The sequence below is a fragment of the Methylobacterium brachiatum genome, assembly GCF_020523825.1.
Taxonomy (GTDB): Bacteria; Pseudomonadota; Alphaproteobacteria; order Rhizobiales; family Beijerinckiaceae; genus Methylobacterium; species Methylobacterium brachiatum.
Genome location: NZ_JAJALK010000003.1, coordinates 457,047 through 476,870 on the forward strand (window position 1 = coordinate 457,047; position 19,824 = coordinate 476,870).

Consider the following 19,824-nt stretch of genomic DNA (forward strand, 5'->3'; position numbering starts at 1 on the left):
CCGTCAGGGCGTGTCCTTGAGCCGTTCGGCCGGTGCCCCGGCCGGAGGCGCCGAGCCGCCATCGCGGGCCTTGAGGGCGTCCTGGTAGAGCCGCTGGACATCGCGCTTGAACGCGGCCCGGGAACCGTCGCGCGAATAGAACATGTGCCCCCCGGGATAGACCGCGAGGCTGAGACGCCCGGCGCCGTAGGCCGGGACCTGCGCCAGCAGCAGCTTCGAGGCGTAATACGGGGTCACGAGATCGGTGAAGCCGTGGGCGACGAGGACGCGCAGCTGGCCGTCGAGAGCCAGGACGCCCTTGAGGTTCGAAAGCACTTCCGGCGCCTGCCGGCCCGAGCCCCAGCTCCAGCCTCGATTCACCGCGTTGCTCAGAAGCTCGTAGCGCAGGTTCGGCACCGGCCATTTCAGCGTACGCGCGTAGAGGTCGAGCATGGCGCTGGTCAGCGGCGCCTGGAGCGCGGTGAGCTGCGGATCCTCGAAGCTCGGCTGCGCGGCATCCGGGTTCGGGTCCCAGCCGGTGATGCCGGTGTCGTAGGCACTGGTGACGCGGCCCTCCGTCCGGTCGATCTCGCGCTGGATACTGCGGGTGGAGAGACGCGCGGCCTGGGCGCGGACGAAGGCCGGGTCGAAGCCGGTGAGCGGCGCGACCTTGTCGGTCATCCGGGCGACCGCGGCTTTGTCGCTCGGGCCCTTGAGCAGGTCGGTCAGATATGGCCCCGCCGCGTAGGCCTCGGCGTCGCTCAACAGCGCCGGATTCGGCATGGTGCCGGCCCGTTCCAGGGCACCGGCCGCCAGGGAGGGCAGCTTCAGCACGTAGCCCCACGGATTCGCCCGCGGGGTCTCGAGCCAGCCGAAATCCAGCACCGGCGAGAGCAGAACCATCCCGGACAGGCCGATCCCGATCTCCTCTTGCAGCTTCTCGGTGACCAGCGGGCCGCGGAAGCCGCCGTAGCTCTCGCCGACATAGAATTTCGGGCTCGCCATCCGGTCGTTGACCCGCAGGTAGCGGGCGATGACGGCGGCGAGCGTCGCGGCGTCGCTGTCGATGCTCCAGTAGGTCTTGCCGTTGCCGTCGCTGGCCCGGCTGTAGCCGGTGCCGACGGGATCGATAAACACGAGGTCGGTGAAGTCGAGCCAGGTGCCGTCGTTGGGTGTGAGCGCCACCGCTTGCGACGGGCTGATGCTTGCACCCCCCGTCGGCAGCCGCAAGGGACCGATCGCGCCGAGGTTCAGGTAGGCGGAGGCCGCGCCCGGTCCGCCGTTGATCGCGAAGGTGACCGGCCGCTCGCGCCCGGCCTCCGGGGCCATCGTATAGGCAACATAGGCGATCTCGGCCTGGAGCTTCCCGGCCTCGTCAACCAGCGGCAGGCTGCCGGCCGTGGCGGTGAAGTCGAGGCTGCGCCCGTCAGGGAGCTTGATGCTCTGCCGGGTGGTGGAATCCGGCGGGAGGCGGCGGCCTTCGGGGCCGCGCGGGGCCGGCTTCGCCTCGGCCTGGGGGCCGGGATGGTGGGCGTCCTGCGCGCGGAGCGGCAGCGGCGCCGCCACGAGGGTGAGGGCGAGCGCGGCATGCGCGAGACGCTTGCTGAGGGGCACGGTCAAGCCTTCTTGTTCCAGCGGCCCGAATCGTCCTGCTGCCAGTAGGCGACGGCGTGACCCGCCTCCTTGGCCTGCCGCCACTGCTCGCGGGCGCGCAGCAGGGCGTCCTGGTCGGTCCCGTCGAACAGGATGCAGATCCGCTCGTAGCTCTCTGCGTCGGGCGGCAGGTCGGCGCCCTCGACCAGGAACCGGATCGAGGCGGTGTTGGGGTTCACGTCGCGGAGCGTCAGCACGACCGGCTGGCCGGCCGCATCGGGGTCGCGGTCGGTGCCGTGTGGCAGGAAGCTCTCGTCGGAATAGGTCCAGAGATGGTCGTCGAGGGCCTGCAGCCGCTCCTCGGTGGCCGCCTGGATCGCGGCCTGCCAGCCCCGGCCGAGCGAGCGCTCGACGAGGTTCGGCAGCACCTTCTCCAGGGGCTGGCGCTGCATGTGGTAGAACAGGATCTCGGTCACGGTCAGACCGATATAGGGTTCGGGCGCACGGAGCGAGCAGCGGCGCGCAGCCGCGGCTCCGGTGTTCTAGACCAGCCGGCTCTGCTCGATCGCCGCGCCGACGAAACCCTTGAACAGCGGGTGCGGCTCGAACGGGCGCGACTTCAGCTCCGGGTGGAACTGCACGCCGATGAAGAACGGGTGCCCGACATGCTCCACCGTCTCGGGCAGGAGCCCGTCCGGCGAGAGCCCGGAGAAGCGCAGGCCCTTGGCCTCGAGCCGCTCGCGATAGGCCATGTTGACCTCGTAGCGGTGGCGGTGGCGCTCGGAGATCCGGTCGGACCCGTAGATCTGGGCGATCTTCGAATCGGGGTCGAGCTGCGCATCGTAGGCGCCGAGCCGCATCGTGCCGCCGAGATCGCCGACCGCGGCGCGGCGCTCCAGCTCGTTGCCGCGCAGCCACTCGGTGAGCAGGCCGACCACCGGCTCCGAGGTCTCCCCGAACTCGGTCGAGTTGGCATCCGGCACGCCGGCCAGGGACCGGGCGGCCTCAATTACCGCCATCTGCATGCCGAAGCAGATGCCGAGATAGGGGATGCGCTTCTCGCGGGCGTAGCGGGCCGCGCGGATCTTGCCCTCGGCGCCGCGCTGGCCGAAGCCGCCGGGCACCAGGATGCCGTTCAGGCCTTCGAGGAACGGCGCGGGGTCCTCGCGCTCGAACACCTCGGCCTCGATCCATTCGAGGTTGACCTTGACCCGGTGGCTGATGCCGCCGTGGATCAGCGCCTCGGTCAGCGACTTGTAGGCGTCCTTCAGCCCCGTGTACTTGCCCACGATGGCGATGGAGACCTCGCCCTCGGGGTTGCGCACCCGGTCGGAGATCGTGGTCCAGCGGCCGAGATCCGGCTCCTCGCCGTGCTCCAGGCCGAAATGGCCGAGCACCTCCCGGTCGAGCCCGGCCTTCCGGTAGGAGAGCGGCACCTCGTAGATCGAGGCGACGTCCAGCGCCTCGATCACCGCGGTCTCGCGGACGTTGCAGAACAGGGCGAGCTTGCGCCGCTCCTCGACGGGGATCGGCCGGTCGCAGCGGCACAGCAGGATGTCGGGCTGGATGCCGATCGAGCGCAGCTCCTTGACGGAGTGCTGGGTCGGCTTGGTCTTCAGCTCGCCCGCCGACGGGATGTAGGGCAGCAGCGTCAGGTGGACGTAGCAGCAGGTGCCGCGGGGCAGTTCCTGGCCGAGCTGACGGATCGCCTCGAAGAACGGCAGACCCTCGATGTCGCCGACGGTGCCGCCGATCTCGACCAGCACGAAGTCGAACGTGTCGTTGCCGTCGAGGACGAAATCCTTGATCGCGTTGGTGACGTGCGGGATCACCTGGATCGTGGCGCCGAGATAGTCGCCCCGCCGCTCCTTGGCGATGATGTCCTGGTAGATCCGGCCCGTGGTGATGTTGTCGGCCCGGCTCGCCGGAACGCCGGTGAAGCGCTCGTAATGGCCCAGATCCAGGTCGGTCTCGGCGCCGTCGTCGGTGACGAAGACCTCGCCGTGCTGGGTCGGGCTCATCGTGCCCGGATCGACGTTCAGGTAGGGGTCGAGCTTGCGCATCCGGACCCGATAGCCCCGTGCCTGAAGCACGGCGGCGAGCGCTGCGGAGGCGAGTCCCTTACCGAGAGAGGAAACCACGCCGCCGGTGATGAAAACGTACCGCGTCATGGGCCTCGGTCCATAAAGAAGGCGCTGGCATTTGCCAAACGGCAAGCCTGCCGGCGATGGAATGGCTGGGGATCGTGCAGGCACGGGAAACGGCCTGCCCGGACGGGCCGGAGCCGAGCCGAATCGTCGGCCCCATGCTCATCCGCCGCCCGTCCTCTTGCGGCGCCCGGACCCGGATGTCACGCGCGCCCGGCGCAGACCCTGGATGCTTGACCCACGGTTCGCGCCGGTTTCCGGACCGGCATCCGTTCCGGCACGGCGCGCACGATGCCGGTCAGGCGGGCATCAGCGCGATTGCGGCGCCTCGGGCACGGCCGGCTGGGCCGGGGCGGTGGCGGGCGCACGGTCCTGCTGCTGGCGCAGGGTGTCGAGCAGGTTGTCGGCGCCGGTGGGCTGCTTGGCCGGCTGGCCGGCCGGCGCCGACGCGCCGGTATCGAGGATCGACTTCGGCGCCGCCGAGCGGTGCGACATCACGGCGAGCAGCATGCTGGTGGTGAAGAACAGGGCGGCCAGGATCGCGGTCGCGCGCGTCAGGGCGTTGGCCTGGCCGCGGCCGGTCATGAAGCCCGCGACGCCACCACCGCCGCCGCCGCCCAGGCCCAGCCCACCTTCGGAGCGCTGGAGCAGCACGACGCCGATCAGCGCCAGCACGATGATGAGGTGGACGACGATCAGGACGGTCTGCATCGGTGTTCCGGAATCTGGTTCGGCCTCGCGCGCCGGTCCCGAGAGGCCGGTCCGGCGGCGGGCGCGGCGACCGGTGCCAAACGTTCGACTTGGCGCGCCGGTCGCAAATCTGTGCCGGCCATACACCACTCGCCGGCCGCCGCCAACTTGACGATCGGCCTCGCCGTGTCGCCCGCAGCTCTCGCGCCGCGCCGCCGGTCGTGCTCTGTCGGGCGGGAAGGGCGGCTCACGCAACACGCCGCCCCGCCCGGGAGGCCCGCCATGACCCTATCTCGCCGTTCGGCGCTCGCTGCCGCGTTCGCCATCGCCGCCGCCGCGCCGATCCTGATCCACCCGACGCCGGGCTTCGCCGCCGGGACGACCGACGCCGCGCAGGGCGCCGCGGTCGAGGCGGCGGTCGATTCGCTGACCAAGGCCCTGCTCGCGGCGGACGGTGCCGCCCTGGACGCCCTCACCCTCGACGGCTTGAGCTACGGCCATTCGAGCGGCGTGGTCCAGGACAAGGCGGCCTTCATCGCGGCGCTGACCAGCGGCGCTTCGCGCTTCCCGAGCATCACCCTGTCGGACCGTTCGGCCTCTGTGATCGGGGAGGACGCGATCGTCCGGCACGTCTTCTCCGGGGAGGCCGTCTCGAACGGCAAGACCGCCCCGGTCCATATCGGGGTCCTGCAGGTCTGGCGCCGGGACGGCGGCCGCTGGCGGTTGATGGCGCGTCAGGCGTTCAAGCTCTGACGCGCGTCGAGTCCGGTCAGTAGCGGGAGGGGACGAGCATCTCCGGCGGGGTCGGCGTGCGGAGGTAATCCGCGTGGCGTACCCGCTCGGCCAGGTGAACCGCCGGATGCTCGACGGTCTCGTAGGGGATCTGCTCGAGCAGATGGCTGATGCAGTTCAGCCGGGCGCGCTTCTTGTCCACAGCCTCGACGACCCACCAGGGCGCCTCCGGGATGTGGGTGCGGGCCAGCATGTCCTCCTTGGCGCGGGTGTAATCCTCCCACCGCCGCCGGGATTCGACATCCATCGGCGAGAGCTTCCACTGCTTCAGCGGATCGGTGATGCGCATGTGGAAGCGCAGCGCCTGCTCCTCGTCCGTGATCGAGAACCAGTATTTCAACAGGATGATGCCCGAGCGCACGAGCATGCGCTCGAACTCGGGCACGGAGCGGAAGAACTCCTCCACCTCGGCTTCCGAGCAGAAGCCCATGACCCGCTCGACGCCGGCGCGGTTGTACCAGGACCGGTCGAACAGCACGATCTCGCCGCCCGCGGGCAGGTGGGTGACGTAGCGCTGGAAGTACCATTGCGTGCGCTCGCGCTCGCTCGGCGCGGGCAGGGCCACGACGCGGCAGACGCGCGGGTTCAGGCGCTGGGTGATCCGCTTGATCACGCCGCCCTTGCCGGCCGAATCACGTCCCTCGAATAGGACGACGACGCGCAGCTTCTTGTGCTGGACCCAGTCCTGGAGACGGACCAGCTCGTGCTGGAGGTGCAGGAGGTCGCGGAAGTAGCGCCTGCGGTCGAGGCCGGATTCCGATCCGCCTTCGAGGCTGTCGAGGCGGTCATCCTCGAAGCCGAGTTCCATCTCCTCGTCGTAGCTGTCGAGGATTTCGCGGCGGATCATCTCCACCATCGTGGGATCCGCGGAGGCATGGTCGATCGTCATGTCGGGCTTCTTGGTCGGATGTTGTCACGCCCCTCAAAGCAGGATCGTGTGACAGCTCCGAGAACCCCGGCGCCTCACGCGTAGGCGGCGCAAATCCCCAGGAAGTCCTCGGCCACGAGGCTCGCGCCGCCGACCAGGGCGCCGTCGACATTCTCCACCGCCATCAGCTCGCGGGCGTTGCTGGGCTTCACGGAGCCGCCGTAGAGGATGCGGATCCGGTGGGCCTCGTCGCCGACGAGCTTGTCCAGCATCTCGCGGAGGGAGGCGTGGACCTCGGCGATGTCGCGCGGCGTCGGGGTGCGGCCGGAGCCGATCGCCCAGACCGGCTCATAGGCGATCACCGTGTCGGCCGCGGTCGCGCCCTTCGGCAGGCCGATGGCGAGCTGGGCGCGGACGATGTCGAGGGCGCGGCCCTGCTCGCGCTCCTCGATGGTCTCACCGACGCAGATGATCCCGCACAGGCCGGCCCGGCGGGCGCCCAGCGCCTTGGCGTGGACGCCGTCATCGGTCTCGTGGTGGTAGGCCCGGCGCTCGGAATGGCCGACGATCACGTATTTGGCGCCGAGATCGGCGAGCATCTCCGCCGAGATCGAGCCGGTGAAGGCGCCGCTCGGCCGGGCATGCAGGTTCTGGCCGCCGATGGCGATCGGCGATCCGGCGGTTGCCGCCACGCAGGAGCCGATCAGCGTCGCGGGCGGGCAGATCAAAACGTCGACCCGGGCGGCAAGCTCCGGCGTGATCCCGTCGCGGATCGCCTCGACCACTTTGATCGATGCCCGCGTCCCGTTCATCTTCCAGTTGCCGGCGACCAGCGGTTTCCGCCCCGTCTGCGTCATCCCTAGCCCTCGCCTCACCCCCGTGCCGCCTCGGCTTTTCCGGGGTCGGCGGGGCCTACCAGAGCGAGCTTGAGCGCGCAAACCGTCCGATAGGCTGAGCCTTTGCCTGTGGACGCGAATGGTCTATCGCGGACGCCTTTCAGGGATGGCACCGGCCCGGCGACGGGTCGAAGGCCGAAGGTATCCGATCACAGATCATGCTTCAGGGCATCCGCAACGCCAGCCAGCATTGGCTCGGCAAGATCGTCTTGACGATCATCTTCGCGCTGCTGATCGCGGGCGTGGGCATCTTCGGCGTGGAGGAGTTCTTCCGCGGCGGCTCGAGCAACAACGTCGCCACGGTGGGCAGCACGCCGATCACCGCCGAGCAGGTGCGCCAAGCCTACCAGAACCAGCTGCAGCGCTATCAGGCCCAGTTGAAGCGCGCGCTCACCCCCGATCAGGCGCGCATGCTCGGCCTCGACCGGGCGGTGATGTCGCAGCTGATCACCGAGGCGGCGCTCGACCAGAAGACGCATGACCTCGGCCTCGGCGTGCCGGACGCGTCGGTGATCCGGGCAATCCACGACGAGAAGAGCTTCCAGAACGCCCAGGGCCAGTTCGACCCGACTTTGTTCTATCAGACCCTCCAGCGCGCCGGCCTGAACGAGAACCTGTTCGTGCGCGAGCAGCGCGCCGTCATCGCCCGGCTGCAGCTCGCCGAAGCCGTGTCGTCCGACCTCCATGTCCCGGCGGCGATGCGCGAGGCGGTCCACCGCTACTCCACCGAGCGCCGCTCGGCCGCCTACCTGATGCTCACGCCCTCCGTGGCCGGGGAGATCCCGGCCCCGACCGAGGACGAGCTGAAGACCTGGTACGAGGCCAACAAGTCGGGCTTCCGGGCGCCCGAATTCCGCGCCGCCACCCTGCTGGTGGTCGATCCCGAGGCGATGGCCAAGCCCGAGGCGATCACCGACGCGGACGCCAAGGCCGCCTACGAGCTGAACAAGGGCCGGTACGGCAGCCCGGAGAAGCGCACGATCCAGCAGATCGTGTTCCCGGACGCGGCCGCCGCGGAGGCCGCCCGCAAGGCGATCGAGGACGGCTCGAAGACCTTCGAGGCCATCGCCGAGGAGCGCCGCACCGGCGGCACCGACCTGACCCTGGGCACGCTGACCAAGGCCGAATTGTTCGACAAGGTCGTGGCCGATGCCGCCTTCGCGCTGCCCGAGGGCGGTGTGAGCCATCCGGTCCAGGGCCGGTTCGGCACGGTGCTGCTGCGGGTCACCAAGATCGAGCCCGGCACGTTCAAGCCGTTCGAGGAGGTCGAGGGCGAGATCCGCAAGAACCTGGCGCTGAGCCGCGCCCGGGACGCCATGGAGACGACCCGCGACGCGATCGAGGATCAGCGCGCCGGCGCCAAGCCGCTCGCCGACATCGCCACCGAGCGCGGGCTCAAGCTCGTGACCGTCAAGGCGGTCGATCCCCAGGGCAAGGGCCCGGACGGCCAGCGCGTCGCCGACATCCCGGACCCGGACACCACCCTGCCGGCCCTGTTCCGCGCCGAGATCGGCGGCGACAACGAGCCCCTGCGCACGAAATCCGGCGGCTACGTCTGGTACGACGTCACCGGCATCGACGCCGCGCACGACAAGCCCCTCGACGAGGTCCGGGATGGCGTGAAGGCCGGCTGGACCGCCGCGGAGATCGCCAAGCGCCTCCAGGCCAAGGGGCGTGAGCTGGTCGAGAAGCTCAACGGCGGCGCGACCATCGAGGCGGTCGCCCAGGAGGTCGGGGTCAACACCCAGGAGGCGCAGGATCTCGCCCGCAACCAGGCCAAGGACATGCTCACGGCCGACGACGTGAACCTGATCTTCGCGACCCCGGTCGGCAAGGCCGGTACCGCGGCGGCGGGTGATTCGCGGGCGGTGTTCAAGGTCACGGCGGCGACGATGCCGGCCTTCGTGGTCGACACCCAGGCCGACAAGACCATCACCAAGAACTTCCAGGCCGCGCTCGCCGACGACGTGCTGTCCCAGTACATCTCGGAGGTCCAGAAAAACGCCGGCGTGAAGATCGATCAGGCGGCCCTGCGCCGCGCCATCGGCGGAGAGTATTGAGGGCCATGGCCGAGGCGCCTGACTACGCGGCGTTTGCCGGACGCTACGAGGCCGGCCAGCCAAGCCTCGTCGAGCTGAACCTCGTGGCCGATCTCGAGACGCCGGTTGCGGCGTTCCTCAAGCTGCGGGCCAGGCATTCCGGTCCGGCCTTCCTGCTCGAATCGGTGGAGGGCGGCGCGGTGCGCGGCCGCTACTCGATGATCGGGCTCGATCCGGACCTGATCTGGCGCTGCCGCGACGGCGCCCCCGCCATCGCCCGGGGCGCCGATCTCGGCGCGTTCGAGCCGGACGACCGGGCGCCGCTCACCAGCCTCCGGGCCCTGATCGCCGAGAGCGCCATCGGCGACTCCGAGGGCCAGGATCTGCCCCCGATGGCCGCCGGCCTGTTCGGTTATCTCGGCTACGACATGGTCCGCGCCATGGAGCGGCTGCCCGAGCCAAACCCGGATCCCCTGGGCGTGCCCGACGCGATCCTGATGCGCCCGCGCGTGATGGTGGTGTTCGATTCGATCCGCGACCAGATCACCGTCATCTCGCCCGTCCGCCCGGCGCCCGGCGTCACCGCTCGTGCCGCCTACGAGGCCGCGCTCGCGCGCCTCGACCGGGTGGCGGAAGCTCTCGAAGGGCCGCTGCCGGTGGACGCCCGGGTGGACCTGTCCACGGTGGCGCATCCCGAGCCGGTCTCGAACACCTCGCCGGAGGCCTTCGCCGCCATGGTGGCGCGGGCCAAGGAGTACATCGTCGCGGGCGACGTGTTCCAGGTGGTGCTGTCCCAGCGCTTCTCGGCGCCGTTCACGCTGCCCGCCTACAGCCTGTACCGGTCGCTGCGCCGGACCAACCCGGCCCCGTTCCTCTGCTACCTCGATTTCGAGGCCTTCCAGATCGTCTGCTCGTCGCCGGAGATCCTGGTGCGGGTACGCGAGGGCACCGTCACGGTCCGGCCGATCGCGGGCACGCGCCGTCGCGGCGCGACCCCGGCCGAGGACGCGGCCCTGGCGGCCGAGCTGCTGGCCGATCCGAAGGAATGCGCCGAGCACCTGATGCTGCTCGATCTCGGCCGCAACGATGCCGGCCGGGTGTCGAAGATCGGCACCGTGCGGGTGACCGATTCGTTCTTCATCGAGCGCTACAGCCAGGTCATGCACATCGTGTCGAACGTCGAGGGCGACCTCGACCCCCGCCACGATTCCCTCGACGCCCTGGCGGCGGGATTCCCGGCCGGCACGGTCTCCGGCGCCCCGAAGGTGCGGGCCATGGAGATCATCGACGAATTGGAGCACGAGAAGCGCGGGCCCTATGCCGGCTGCATCGGCTATTTCGGCGCCCGCGGCGAGATGGATACCTGCATCGTCCTGCGCACCGCCGTGGTGAAGGACGGGCGGATGCACGTCCAGGCCGGCGCCGGCATCGTCTACGATTCCGACCCGGCCTCCGAGCAGCAGGAATGCGTCAACAAGGCCAAGGCCCTGTTCCGGGCCGCCGAGGAGGCGGTGCGGTTCGCTGCCCAAGCGAAGCGCGGGCAATAGGGCAGGTTGACCCCGCGGGTGAGAGGGCTCACATCGCGAAAATGCCCGACCGTGCCGCCACGATGTCCAACGTCCTCGTCATCGACAACTACGATTCCTTCACCTGGAATCTGGTCCACCTGATCGGCCCGCTCTGCGGCGCCGTCGAGGTCGCCCGCAACGATGCGCTGAGCGTCGCCGACATCCGCGCCAAGGCGCCGGACGCGATCGTGCTGTCGCCCGGCCCGTGCACGCCGAACGAAGCGGGCATCTGCCTCGACGTGGTGCGCGATCTCTCCGACGAGATCCCGATCTTCGGGGTCTGCCTCGGCCTGCAGGCGATCGGTCAAGCGTTCGGCGGCGACGTGATCCGCGCGCCGCTGCCGCTCCACGGCAAGGTCTCGACCATCCGGCACGGAGCCAGCGGCCTGTTCCGCGGGCTCAACGACAGTTTCGAGGCGACGCGTTACCATTCCCTGGTGGTCGACCGCGCGAGCTGCCCCGAGACCCTGCGGGTCACCGCCGAGGCGGACGGCCTGATCATGGGGCTGGAGCATGCCGAGCGGCCGCTGCACGGGGTGCAGTTCCATCCCGAGAGCATCCGGTCGCAGCACGGCACGGAGATCGTGAAGAACTTCCTGGATCTCGCCGCCGCGTGGAACGCGGCGCGTGACAGAGCCCGCCCCGACGTGCATTGACCCCGGACGGCCGGGGCGGCCTTCCGACAGAGCGCATGGACAGTTTCAGACCCCATCTCGCCAAGGTCGCCGGGGGCCTGGCCCTCGACCGTGCGGAAGCGCGCGCGGCCTTCGACGACCTGTTGTCGGGCGAGGTCACCCCCGTCCAGGCCGGCGCCTTCCTGGCCGCCCTCAAGGTGCGCGGCGAGACCGTCGAGGAGATCGTCGGCGCGGCCGAGGCGATGCGCGCCCGCATGACCCGGATCGCCGCGCCCGCCAACGCCATCGACGTGGTCGGCACCGGCGGCGATCATTCCGGCAGCGTCAACGTCTCGACATTGGCCGCGATCCTGGTCGCCGCCTGCGGCGTGCCGGTGGCCAAGCACGGCAACCGGGCTGCGACCTCGCGATCCGGCGCCGCCGACGTGCTGGCGGCGCTCGGCGTGAAGCTCGGCCTCGATGCCGCGGGGCAGGCAAGGTGCCTCGCCGAGGCCAATCTGTGCTTCCTGTTCGCCCAGGCCCATCACGGGGCCATGCGCCACGTCGCGGCGGTGCGCTCCGAGCTGCCGGTGCGGACGATCTTCAACCTGCTCGGCCCGCTCTGCAATCCGGCCGGCGTCGCCTACCAGCTGTTCGGCGTCGCCCAAGAGGCGCTGGCCGAGCCGCTGACCCGGGTGCTGGCCGAGCTCGGCAGCCGCCGGGTCTGGACCGTCCACGGCTCGGACGGCCTCGACGAGATCACCGTCACCGGGTCGACCCGGGTGGTCGCCCTCGAGGACGGCCGCCTGACCCGCTTCACCATCGATCCGCGCGAACTCGGCCTGACGCTCCGGGCGCCGGAAGAGCTGCGCGGCGGCGACCCCGCCGACAATGCCCGGGCGCTCGAAGCCGTCCTGGCGGGCGCACGCAACGCCTACCGGGACATCGCCGTTCTCAATGCAGGCGCGGCCCTCGTCGTCGCGGGGGCGGCTTCGACCCTGGCGGACGGGCTCGCGCGGACGCAGGATGCCGTCGATTCCGGGGCGGCGCGGGACACCCTCGCCCGCCTGGTCCGGGCCTCGAACGATCGCTCGAACGGGCAGGAGTGCCGATGAGCACGCTCACGCAGGAATCGGTGGCCCAGGAGGGTTCTGCCGAGGCGCCGCCCGAGCGGCCCAACGTGCTGGCTCGGATCGAGGCCTACAAGCGCCGCGAGATCGCCGAGGCGAAGCTGCGCGTGCCGCTCGCCAAGCTGGAGCGCCGCGCCGCCCAGGCCGAGCCGGTCCGCGGCTTCGCGGCGGCGATCCGGACCCATCTCGCCGCTGGCCGCCCGGCCCTGATCGCCGAGGTGAAGAAGGCCTCGCCGTCGAAGGGGCTGATCCGGGAGGATTTCGCCCCCGCGACGCTGGCCGCCGCCTACGAGGCGGGCGGAGCCACATGCCTCTCGGTGCTGACCGACGAGCCGTCGTTCCAGGGCCGGCCGGAATACCTCACCGAGGCACGGGCGGCCTGCGGGCTGCCGGTCCTGCGCAAGGACTTTTTGTTCGAGCCATACCAGGTCTACGAGGCGCGGGCCTGGGGCGCCGATTGCATCCTCGTCATCATGGCCTGCCTCGACGACGACGAGGCCGAAGCCCTGGTCGCCACCGCGCACGAGCTCGGCATGGACGTGCTGGTCGAGGTGCATGACGAGGCCGAGATGACCCGGGCGCTGCCGCTGGGCACGGCCCTGATCGGGATCAACAACCGCAACCTCAAGACCTTCGAGGTCTCGTTCGACACCGCGATCCGCCTCGCCCCCGGCATCCCGAAGGACCGGATCGCCGTGGCCGAGAGCGGCATCGGCGGCCATCGAGATGTCGAACGGCTCCAGGAGCACGGCCTCGGCGTCGTGCTGGTCGGCGAGAGCCTGATGCGCCAGGCGGACGTGACCGCAGCGACCCGGACGCTGCTGTTCGGCGCGGCCGGCGGAGCGGAGCCGGACGCCAAGGCCGGCAAGGCCAAAAAGCAAGACGACAAGAAGAAGGGCTGAGCATGGAGCCCGGTTCGACGCTCACCCATCTCGACACCACCGGCGCGGCCAACATGGTCGACGTCACCGACAAGCCCGCCACTGACCGGACCGCCCGGGCCGAGGGCAGCGTGGTGATGCGGCCGGAGACCCTGGCGCTGATCCGCGAGGGCGACGCCAAGAAGGGCGATGTCGTCGGCACCGCCCGGCTCGCCGGGATCATGGCGGCCAAGCGCACGCACGAACTGATCCCGCTCTGCCACCCGCTGCTGCTCTCGAAGGTCCGGGTGGAGTGCGAGCTGGACGAGGCGCTGCCGGGTTTGCGCATCGCCGCCGAGGTGCGGGTCCAGGGGCCGACCGGCGTCGAGATGGAAGCGCTGACCGCCGTCTCGGTGGCCTGCCTGACCGTCTACGACATGGTGAAGGCGGTCGATCGCGGCATGCGGATCGAGGGCATTCGGCTAGTCGCCAAGGATGGCGGGCGCTCCGGGTCCTACCGGGCGCCCGACGCATGAGCGGCCTGATCCAGGTCGCCGAGGCGCTGGCGCGGGTTCTGGCGAGCGTGTCCGGCCCGGTCGAGGCGGAGACCGTTCCTCTGGCCCAAGCCGCCGGGCGGACGCTCGCCGCCGATGTCACGGCTTCCCGCACGCAGCCGCCGTTTCCGGCCTCCGCCATGGACGGCTACGCGGTCCGCTTCGCCGACGCCTCGGCTGTCGGGGCGAGCCTGAAGCTGACCGGGACCAGCGCGGCGGGACACGGATTCTCAGGTCGCATCGGCCCCGGCGAGGCGGTGCGGATCTTCACCGGCGCACCCGTGCCCGAGGGCGCCGACGCGATCCTGATCCAAGAGGACGCGCAGGCCGAGGGTGAGACTGTCCGGGTCGTCGAGCCCGTCGAACAGAACCGCTTCATCCGCCGGGCGGGCCTCGACTTCACCGCCGGGGAGACTCTGCTAGTCGCCGGCATGACTCTCGACGCGCGACGTCTGGCGCTGGCGGCGGCGGCCGGCCATCCGCGCCTGTCGGTCCGGCGCCGGCCGCGCGTGGCGATCCTCGCTACCGGCGACGAGCTGGTCGAGCCCGGCGCCGAGCCGGCCTGGGACCAGATCGTCGCCTCGAACAGCTTGGCGCTGGCCGCGCTCGCGTCTGACGCGGGCGCCGAGATCATCGATCTCGGCATTGCCGCGGACGATCACGGCGCCCTGGAAGACGCCTTCCGCCGCGCCCGCGAAGCCCGGGCCGACCTGCTGATCACGCTCGGCGGCGCCTCGGTGGGCGACCACGATCTCGTCCAGGCGGCGCTCGCCAGGGAAGGGCTCGAACTGGGGTTCTGGCGGGTGGCGCTCCGGCCCGGCAAGCCGCTGATGCACGGGCGCCTCGGCGACATGCTGGTGATCGGCCTGCCGGGCAATCCGGTCTCGTCGATCGTCTGCGGGCTGCTCTTCGTCGTGCCGGCGATCCGGGCCCTTCAGGGCGACCCCCAGGCCGGGGCCGACCGCAGCGAGCCGGCCACGCTCGGTCGCGACCTGCCGGCCAATGACGGCCGCGCCGACTACATGCGGGCGAACCTCGCCATCGAGCCCGGCCGGCTGCCCGTGGCCTCGCCCGAGCAGCGCCAGGATTCCTCGATGCTGGCGGTCCTCGGCCGCGCCGAGGCGTTGCTGATCCGCGCGCCGCACGAGCCGGCGGCCGAGGCCGGCGATCCGTGCCGGATCATCCGGCTGGACCGCCGGCTGCTCTGACGGCTCACGGCGCCACGCGCCAGACCTTCAGCGGGCCGGGCAGGGCGATCGGCTCCAGCCGGTCGGAGCGAACCTCCCCGCGGGCGAGCCGGGTGGCGAAAGCCGGCTCGGGCCGGAGGTCGTCGGCCGGCCGGCCCGGGCAGGCCACCAGATAGCGCACCCGGAACGCATCGAGCACGCGGTCGAGATCGGCTTGCGTCCCGCCCAGCCCCTCGATCGCGGCGGTGAGGCCTGGGATCGCCCGGTGATAGGGCGCAGCGACGATCGTGTGCGGCGTCCGCAGCAGGATCGATGGACCCAGCGCGATCGGCGCCAGCACGGTCCCGGCCGGCAGACCCGCCAGGGGCCGCACGGCGGCATCGCCCTGGCAAGCGAGAGCGGCCGCCGGATCGGGCGCCGTCCGGGCGGGCGGCACGAGCCGTTCCGCGAGCGCCATCGGCGCCAGCCAGAGCGCGCTGACCAAGCTGCCGCCGAGCAGGGCCGCGCCCCAGCGGCGCGAGCCGGCTTGCGAGGCCAGCGTCAGGGCGCGGTCGATCACCGGCCCCGCCACCAGCGGCACGAAGCCCGAGGCGATGTAGAGGCCACGGAACTGGGCGTAGCCCAGGAGCAGCCCCGGCCACAGGAACAGGGCCGCTACCGACCACGCCCGGCGCTGCGGGCCGCGCCAGGCCATCCCGGTGGCGGTCAGCGTCGCGAGCAGCACCACCGGGTAGAAGACCAGCATCTCCCACCGGCCCTGCGCGACGGATTTCGGCAGCGAGGCCATCTCGTTGACGGTGAGCAGCCAATGCTCCCGGACCAGGGGCGTCATTCCGGGGAACGGTCCGTCCAGGCAGACCGGAAAGGCGAGGGCGAAGCCGCCGATCAGGAAGATCCCGCAGAGGATCGCCAGAGCGAAGCGCGATCCGGGCGTGGCAAGGCGGCGGTCGAAGGTGGCCGCGGTGGCCGCCGCCATCGCGAAGCCGAGGCCGCCGGCGGCGAGCCACAGCCAGGGCGGGGAGAGCGCGTCGCAGCGCGTCGCGGTCCAGAGGGCGGGTGCTGTCTGCGCGGCGAACAGGAGCGGCGCGGCGACACCGAGCCCGAGGCCGAATCCCGTAAGGCAGGGGAGGGCGGGTCGGCCGCGCCAGCACCAATCGCCGGCGCAGGCCAGGGCGCCGAGCGCCAAGAAGGGCAAGCCCTCCAGGCCCACCGCCAGCGACAGGGCCGCGAGCCCGCCACCGGCGAGGCCCGCGCGAAAGCCGCCGCGGATCAGGCAGAACGCCAGGCCCAGCATCGCCAGGATCTGCAGGTTGTGATGGTCGACCCGGCCCGGCTGGAACTGGATCACGATCCCGAAGGTCTGCGATGCCACGAGCAGAGCCAGGATCGCAGCCCGGTCCCCGAAGGTCACGCGGACGCCGCGATACATCAGGGCGCAGAACAGCCCGAACAGCAGCAGCGGCCAGAACGCGGCCGTCAGCCCCTCGGCGCGGGGCCGTCCCGCAAGCGGCGTGAGCACCCGGATCAGCCCGGCGATCGGCGCGTCCACGAGGCGCGACCAGTGGCTGGCCACGCCCTCGGGCGGGAGGAACCGGTACTGGACGTTGTCGTACCAGCCCTGGCCGCCCAGGAGGTCGCGCACCGCGACGAGCCGCATGGCGTCGTCGGTATCGGGCACGCGCAGGTGCCGGATCGTGTCCCAGATGTCCTGCGGCGCGTGCATGGTCGCGAGCGACAGGGCCACGAGCAGCCACAGGAAGGCGCGGGTGTCGATCCGTGCCGGCGAGGCGGCGGCCGCGGGCGGCATCTGTGCGGGTTCCCGGACGCGCCGAGCTCGAGCGCGGGATGGAGCCTGCGCGAACCGGCTTAACGGCCGGTCAATCGACCGTGAGTCGGTTCCTTAACCATCCGCGCCCAATCTCCGCGCGAGCCGGCCGGGACCCGGCCGCGACGGCAGCCGGAGCAGGGGATGAGCCACCACACCGAGACGCTGGTGATCGGCGCGGGGCCGGCCGGCCTCACCGCCGCTTACCTGCTGTCGAAGCAGGGGCGGTCGGTCACCGTGCTGGAGCGCGACCCAGCGCAGGTCGGCGGCATCTCGCGCACGGTCTCGCATAACGGCTACCTGTTCGACATCGGCGGCCACCGGTTCTTCTCGAAGTCCAGGGCGGTGGTCGATCTCTGGGACGAGATCCTGCCCAACGACTTTATCGAGCGGCCGCGGCTGTCGCGGATCTACTATCGCGGCAAGTACTACGCCTACCCGCTTAAGGCCTTCGAGGCGCTGCGCAATCTCGGCGTGGCGACCAGCGCGGCCTGCGTGGCCTCCTACCTGTACGCCCGCATGCGGCCGGTGCGCGACCCGAAGAACTTCCACGCCTGGGTGCGCAACCAGTTCGGCGAGCGGCTGTTTTCGATCTTCTTCAAGACCTACACCGAGAAGGTGTGGGGCATGTCCTGCGACGCGATCTCGGCGGATTGGGCGGCCCAGCGCATCAAGGGGCTCGATCTCGGCGCGGCGATCCGCGACGGCATCAAGCGCTCGCTCGGCCTGCGCAAGGCGCCGAAGGCCGGCGGCCCGGTGATCAAGACCCTAATCGAGTCCTTCCGCTATCCGCGCCGCGGGCCCGGCATGATGTGGGAGGCGGCCGCCGCCAAGATCCAGGCCCAGGGCGGCCGCGTGCGCCTCGACCGCGGGGTCGATTCCCTCAGCTACGATTCCGGCACCGGCATCTGGACCGTGGCGGCCCGCAGCGCCGACGGCAGCCGCGAGACCTTCACGGCCCGGCACGTGATCTCCTCCGCCCCGGTGCGGGAGCTGGTGGATTCGATCCGCCCGCGCCCGCTCAGCACCTTCAACGCACGCTCCCTCAAGTACCGCGACTTCCTCACCGTCGCGCTCATCGCAAAATCCCAGAAGAACTTTCCGGATAACTGGATCTACATCCACGATCCGTCGGTGCAGGTCGGGCGGGTGCAGAATTTCCGCTCGTGGTCGCCCGAGATGGTCCCGGACGCGGACCACACCTGCCTCGGCCTCGAATATTTCTGCTTCGAGGGCGACGGGCTCTGGACCGCCTCGGATGACGAGCTGGTGGCCCTCGCCAAGCGCGAGATCGGCCAGATCGGCCTGATCGACCCGGCCGACGTGGTCGATGCCTGCGTGGTCCGCCAGCCCAAGGCCTATCCGGTCTACGACGAGGATTATGCCGGCCACGTCGTCACCGTGCGGCGGGAGCTGGAGCGGGATTTCCCGAGCCTGCACCTCGTCGGCCGCAACGGCATGCACAAGTACAACAACCAGGACCACGCGATGATGACCGCGATGCTGACCGTGGAGAACATCCTCTGCGGCCGGCGCCGGCACGATGTCTGGCAGGTCAACGAGGACGCGGAATACACCGAGTCCGGCGTGTCCGGGGCCCGGGCCGCCCTGGGGAGTGAGCGCCTCGTCCCCCGCAAGGTCGCCTGACACGGGACAAGGGCGGAGCCGCGTCACCGATGCGGCTTGCCGGCCCGAAGTGAAACTCTATCGTTCGCTCCGACAACGCCCGTATCCAAGGGCGGCGGGAGGACGAATAAAGATGCGCTCTGTGATCATCGCCGCGCTCTGGGCGGGTGTCGCCCTGCCCGCCTTCGCCGTGTCGGCCCTCGCGCAGGGTGCGGCGCCGGCCGAGACGAAGACCAAGGCCGACGACCTCGAGAAGCTCCAAAGCTTCCGCAGCACCGACACCCAGGCCGCCCCCGAGATCCCGCAGAGCGGCCGTCGGGCCGACGCGATCCGCAAGACGCTGGGCAAGATCAAGCTGCCCGATGGCTTCAAGATCGACCTCTACGCCGTGGTGCCGGATGCCCGCGCCATCGCGGTCGGCCCCAATGCCGGCGTGCTGTTCGTCGGCACCCGCAAGAACAAGGTCTACACGGTCACCGACCGCGACAAGGACCGCGTCGCCGACGAGGTCCGCGCCTTCGCGCCCGGCATCGCGTTCAAGATCCCCAACGGCGTCTGCTTCTCGAAGGACGGCGTGCTCACCGTGGTCGAGCAGAACCGTGTGCTGGCCTTCCCGGCCGCCGAGTTTTTTTATGAAAATCCCGACGTTGCCGCCGGCATCCTGGTCAAGGAAGGCGCCCTGATCCCGGCTGCGGAGGAGAGCTTCAACCACACCGCCCGGGTCTGCCGGGTCGGGGCGGACGGCAAGACCTACATCGCGCTGGGCCAGCCCTACAACGTGCCCCCGGCCGAGAAGATGGACCTGTACCGGAAGGCCGGCATCGGCGGCATCATCCGCATCGACGCCGACGGCAAGAACCGCGAGGTCTTCGCCACCGGCATCCGCAATTCGGTGGGCATGGATTTCGCCACCGACAAGTCGCTCTGGTTCACCGACAACCAGGTCGACGGCATGGGCGACGACAAGCCGCCGGGCGAGCTGAACCACGCCACCAAGGCCGGCGAGAATTTCGGCTTCCCCTGGTACGGCGGCGGCGCTGTCCGCACCGTCGAGTACAAGGACCAGACCCCGCCCGCGGACGCGGTCCACCCGGTCGCCGAATTGCCGCCCCACGCGGCCGATCTCGGCATGACCTTCTACAACGGCAAGCAGTTCCCGGCCTCGTACAAGGGCGGGATCTTCATCGCCGAGCACGGCTCCTGGAATCGCACCGAGCCGGTGGGCGCCCGGGTGATGTTCGCCCCCATGGGCGCGGACGGGAAGCTCGGCGCGGTCAAGCCCTTCGCGGAGGGCTGGCTGACCGGCGACGGCGAGTATCTCGGCCGCCCGGTGGACGTAGCGGTGATGCTCGATGGCTCGCTGCTGGTCTCGGACGATTCCGCCGGGGCGATCTACCGGATCTCCTACGAGAAGTAGTCTCTTGAGACTTGGCGCCTCTGTTCGTGAGAGGTGCCA

General features: G+C 70.7%; 17 protein-coding genes. 10 read left to right on the plus strand and 7 right to left on the minus strand.

From position 1 onward, the window contains the following. Positions 1-3: 3 nt before the first annotated feature. The 4 genes from LGR69_RS09285 to secG form a co-directional block, all read right to left on the minus strand. The gene (locus LGR69_RS09285; protein ID WP_230365921.1) at positions 4-1,593 is read right to left on the minus strand and encodes a S10 family peptidase; all 1,590 of its coding nucleotides are present in this window, start codon (positions 1,591-1,593) and stop codon (positions 4-6) included. Positions 1,594-1,595: 2 nt separating this feature from the next. Continuing rightward, entirely contained in the window at positions 1,596-2,048 is a 453-nt protein-coding gene (locus LGR69_RS09290; RefSeq protein ID WP_007561502.1) for a DNA polymerase III subunit chi, read from the minus strand. 66 nt (positions 2,049-2,114) lie between these two features. Further along, entirely contained in the window at positions 2,115-3,743 is a 1,629-nt protein-coding gene (locus LGR69_RS09295; RefSeq protein ID WP_007561505.1) for a CTP synthase, read from the minus strand. A 285-nt stretch (positions 3,744-4,028) separates the two neighbouring features. After that, entirely contained in the window at positions 4,029-4,430 is a 402-nt protein-coding gene (secG, locus tag LGR69_RS09300) for a preprotein translocase subunit SecG (protein WP_007561507.1), read from the minus strand. A 261-nt stretch (positions 4,431-4,691) separates the two neighbouring features. Between secG and LGR69_RS09305 the strand changes: the two genes are divergently transcribed. After that, positions 4,692-5,162, plus strand: coding sequence for a nuclear transport factor 2 family protein (locus LGR69_RS09305; RefSeq protein ID WP_230365864.1), 471 nt, complete (start codon positions 4,692-4,694; stop codon positions 5,160-5,162). Between the two features lie 16 nt (positions 5,163-5,178). On the opposite strand, the gene ppk2 is transcribed toward LGR69_RS09305, so the two are convergent. Both ppk2 and tpiA read right to left on the minus strand, forming a co-directional pair. Further along, positions 5,179-6,090 (minus strand): polyphosphate kinase 2, encoded by a 912-nt coding sequence (gene ppk2, locus LGR69_RS09310; RefSeq protein WP_230365865.1) that lies wholly within the window; start codon positions 6,088-6,090, stop codon positions 5,179-5,181. Between the two features lie 74 nt (positions 6,091-6,164). After that, entirely contained in the window at positions 6,165-6,926 is a 762-nt protein-coding gene (gene tpiA / locus LGR69_RS09315; RefSeq protein WP_007561514.1) for a triose-phosphate isomerase, read from the minus strand. A gap of 197 nt (positions 6,927-7,123) precedes the next feature. On the opposite strand from tpiA, the gene LGR69_RS09320 reads away from it, so the two are divergent. From LGR69_RS09320 to LGR69_RS09350, 7 genes are all read left to right on the plus strand, one after another. After that, complete coding sequence (locus LGR69_RS09320) at positions 7,124-9,025, plus strand: peptidylprolyl isomerase (RefSeq protein WP_230365866.1); 1,902 nt, start codon at positions 7,124-7,126, stop codon at positions 9,023-9,025. A gap of 5 nt (positions 9,026-9,030) precedes the next feature. Next, positions 9,031-10,551, plus strand: coding sequence for an anthranilate synthase component I (trpE, locus tag LGR69_RS09325; protein ID WP_230365867.1), 1,521 nt, complete (start codon positions 9,031-9,033; stop codon positions 10,549-10,551). A gap of 62 nt (positions 10,552-10,613) precedes the next feature. After that, entirely contained in the window at positions 10,614-11,228 is a 615-nt protein-coding gene (locus LGR69_RS09330) for an anthranilate synthase component II (protein WP_091860569.1), read from the plus strand. Between the two features lie 35 nt (positions 11,229-11,263). Then, a complete protein-coding gene (gene trpD / locus LGR69_RS09335; RefSeq protein WP_230365868.1) occupies positions 11,264-12,301 on the plus strand; it encodes an anthranilate phosphoribosyltransferase in 1,038 nt (345 codons plus the stop codon). After that, positions 12,298-13,218: an indole-3-glycerol phosphate synthase TrpC gene (gene trpC / locus LGR69_RS09340; protein ID WP_230365869.1), complete on the plus strand. Its 921-nt coding sequence runs from the start codon at positions 12,298-12,300 to the stop codon at positions 13,216-13,218. The genes trpD and trpC overlap by 4 nt, the downstream gene beginning before the upstream one ends. Positions 13,219-13,220: 2 nt before the next feature. After that, complete coding sequence (moaC, locus tag LGR69_RS09345; protein WP_230365870.1) at positions 13,221-13,712, plus strand: cyclic pyranopterin monophosphate synthase MoaC; 492 nt, start codon at positions 13,221-13,223, stop codon at positions 13,710-13,712. Continuing rightward, positions 13,709-14,938, plus strand: coding sequence for a molybdopterin molybdotransferase MoeA (locus LGR69_RS09350; protein ID WP_230365871.1), 1,230 nt, complete (start codon positions 13,709-13,711; stop codon positions 14,936-14,938). The genes moaC and LGR69_RS09350 overlap by 4 nt, the downstream gene beginning before the upstream one ends. A gap of 4 nt (positions 14,939-14,942) precedes the next feature. On the opposite strand, the gene LGR69_RS09355 is transcribed toward LGR69_RS09350, so the two are convergent. After that, positions 14,943-16,724 (minus strand): hypothetical protein, encoded by a 1,782-nt coding sequence (locus LGR69_RS09355; protein WP_230365872.1) that lies wholly within the window; start codon positions 16,722-16,724, stop codon positions 14,943-14,945. Between the two features lie 162 nt (positions 16,725-16,886). Here LGR69_RS09355 and LGR69_RS09360 point away from each other — a divergent pair, with 162 nt between their 5' ends. Both LGR69_RS09360 and LGR69_RS09365 read left to right on the plus strand, forming a co-directional pair. Next, entirely contained in the window at positions 16,887-18,389 is a 1,503-nt protein-coding gene (locus tag LGR69_RS09360) for an NAD(P)/FAD-dependent oxidoreductase (protein ID WP_230365873.1), read from the plus strand. Positions 18,390-18,501: 112 nt separating this feature from the next. Further along, positions 18,502-19,785 (plus strand): PQQ-dependent sugar dehydrogenase, encoded by a 1,284-nt coding sequence (locus LGR69_RS09365; RefSeq protein WP_230365874.1) that lies wholly within the window; start codon positions 18,502-18,504, stop codon positions 19,783-19,785. Positions 19,786-19,824 lie beyond the last annotated feature (39 nt).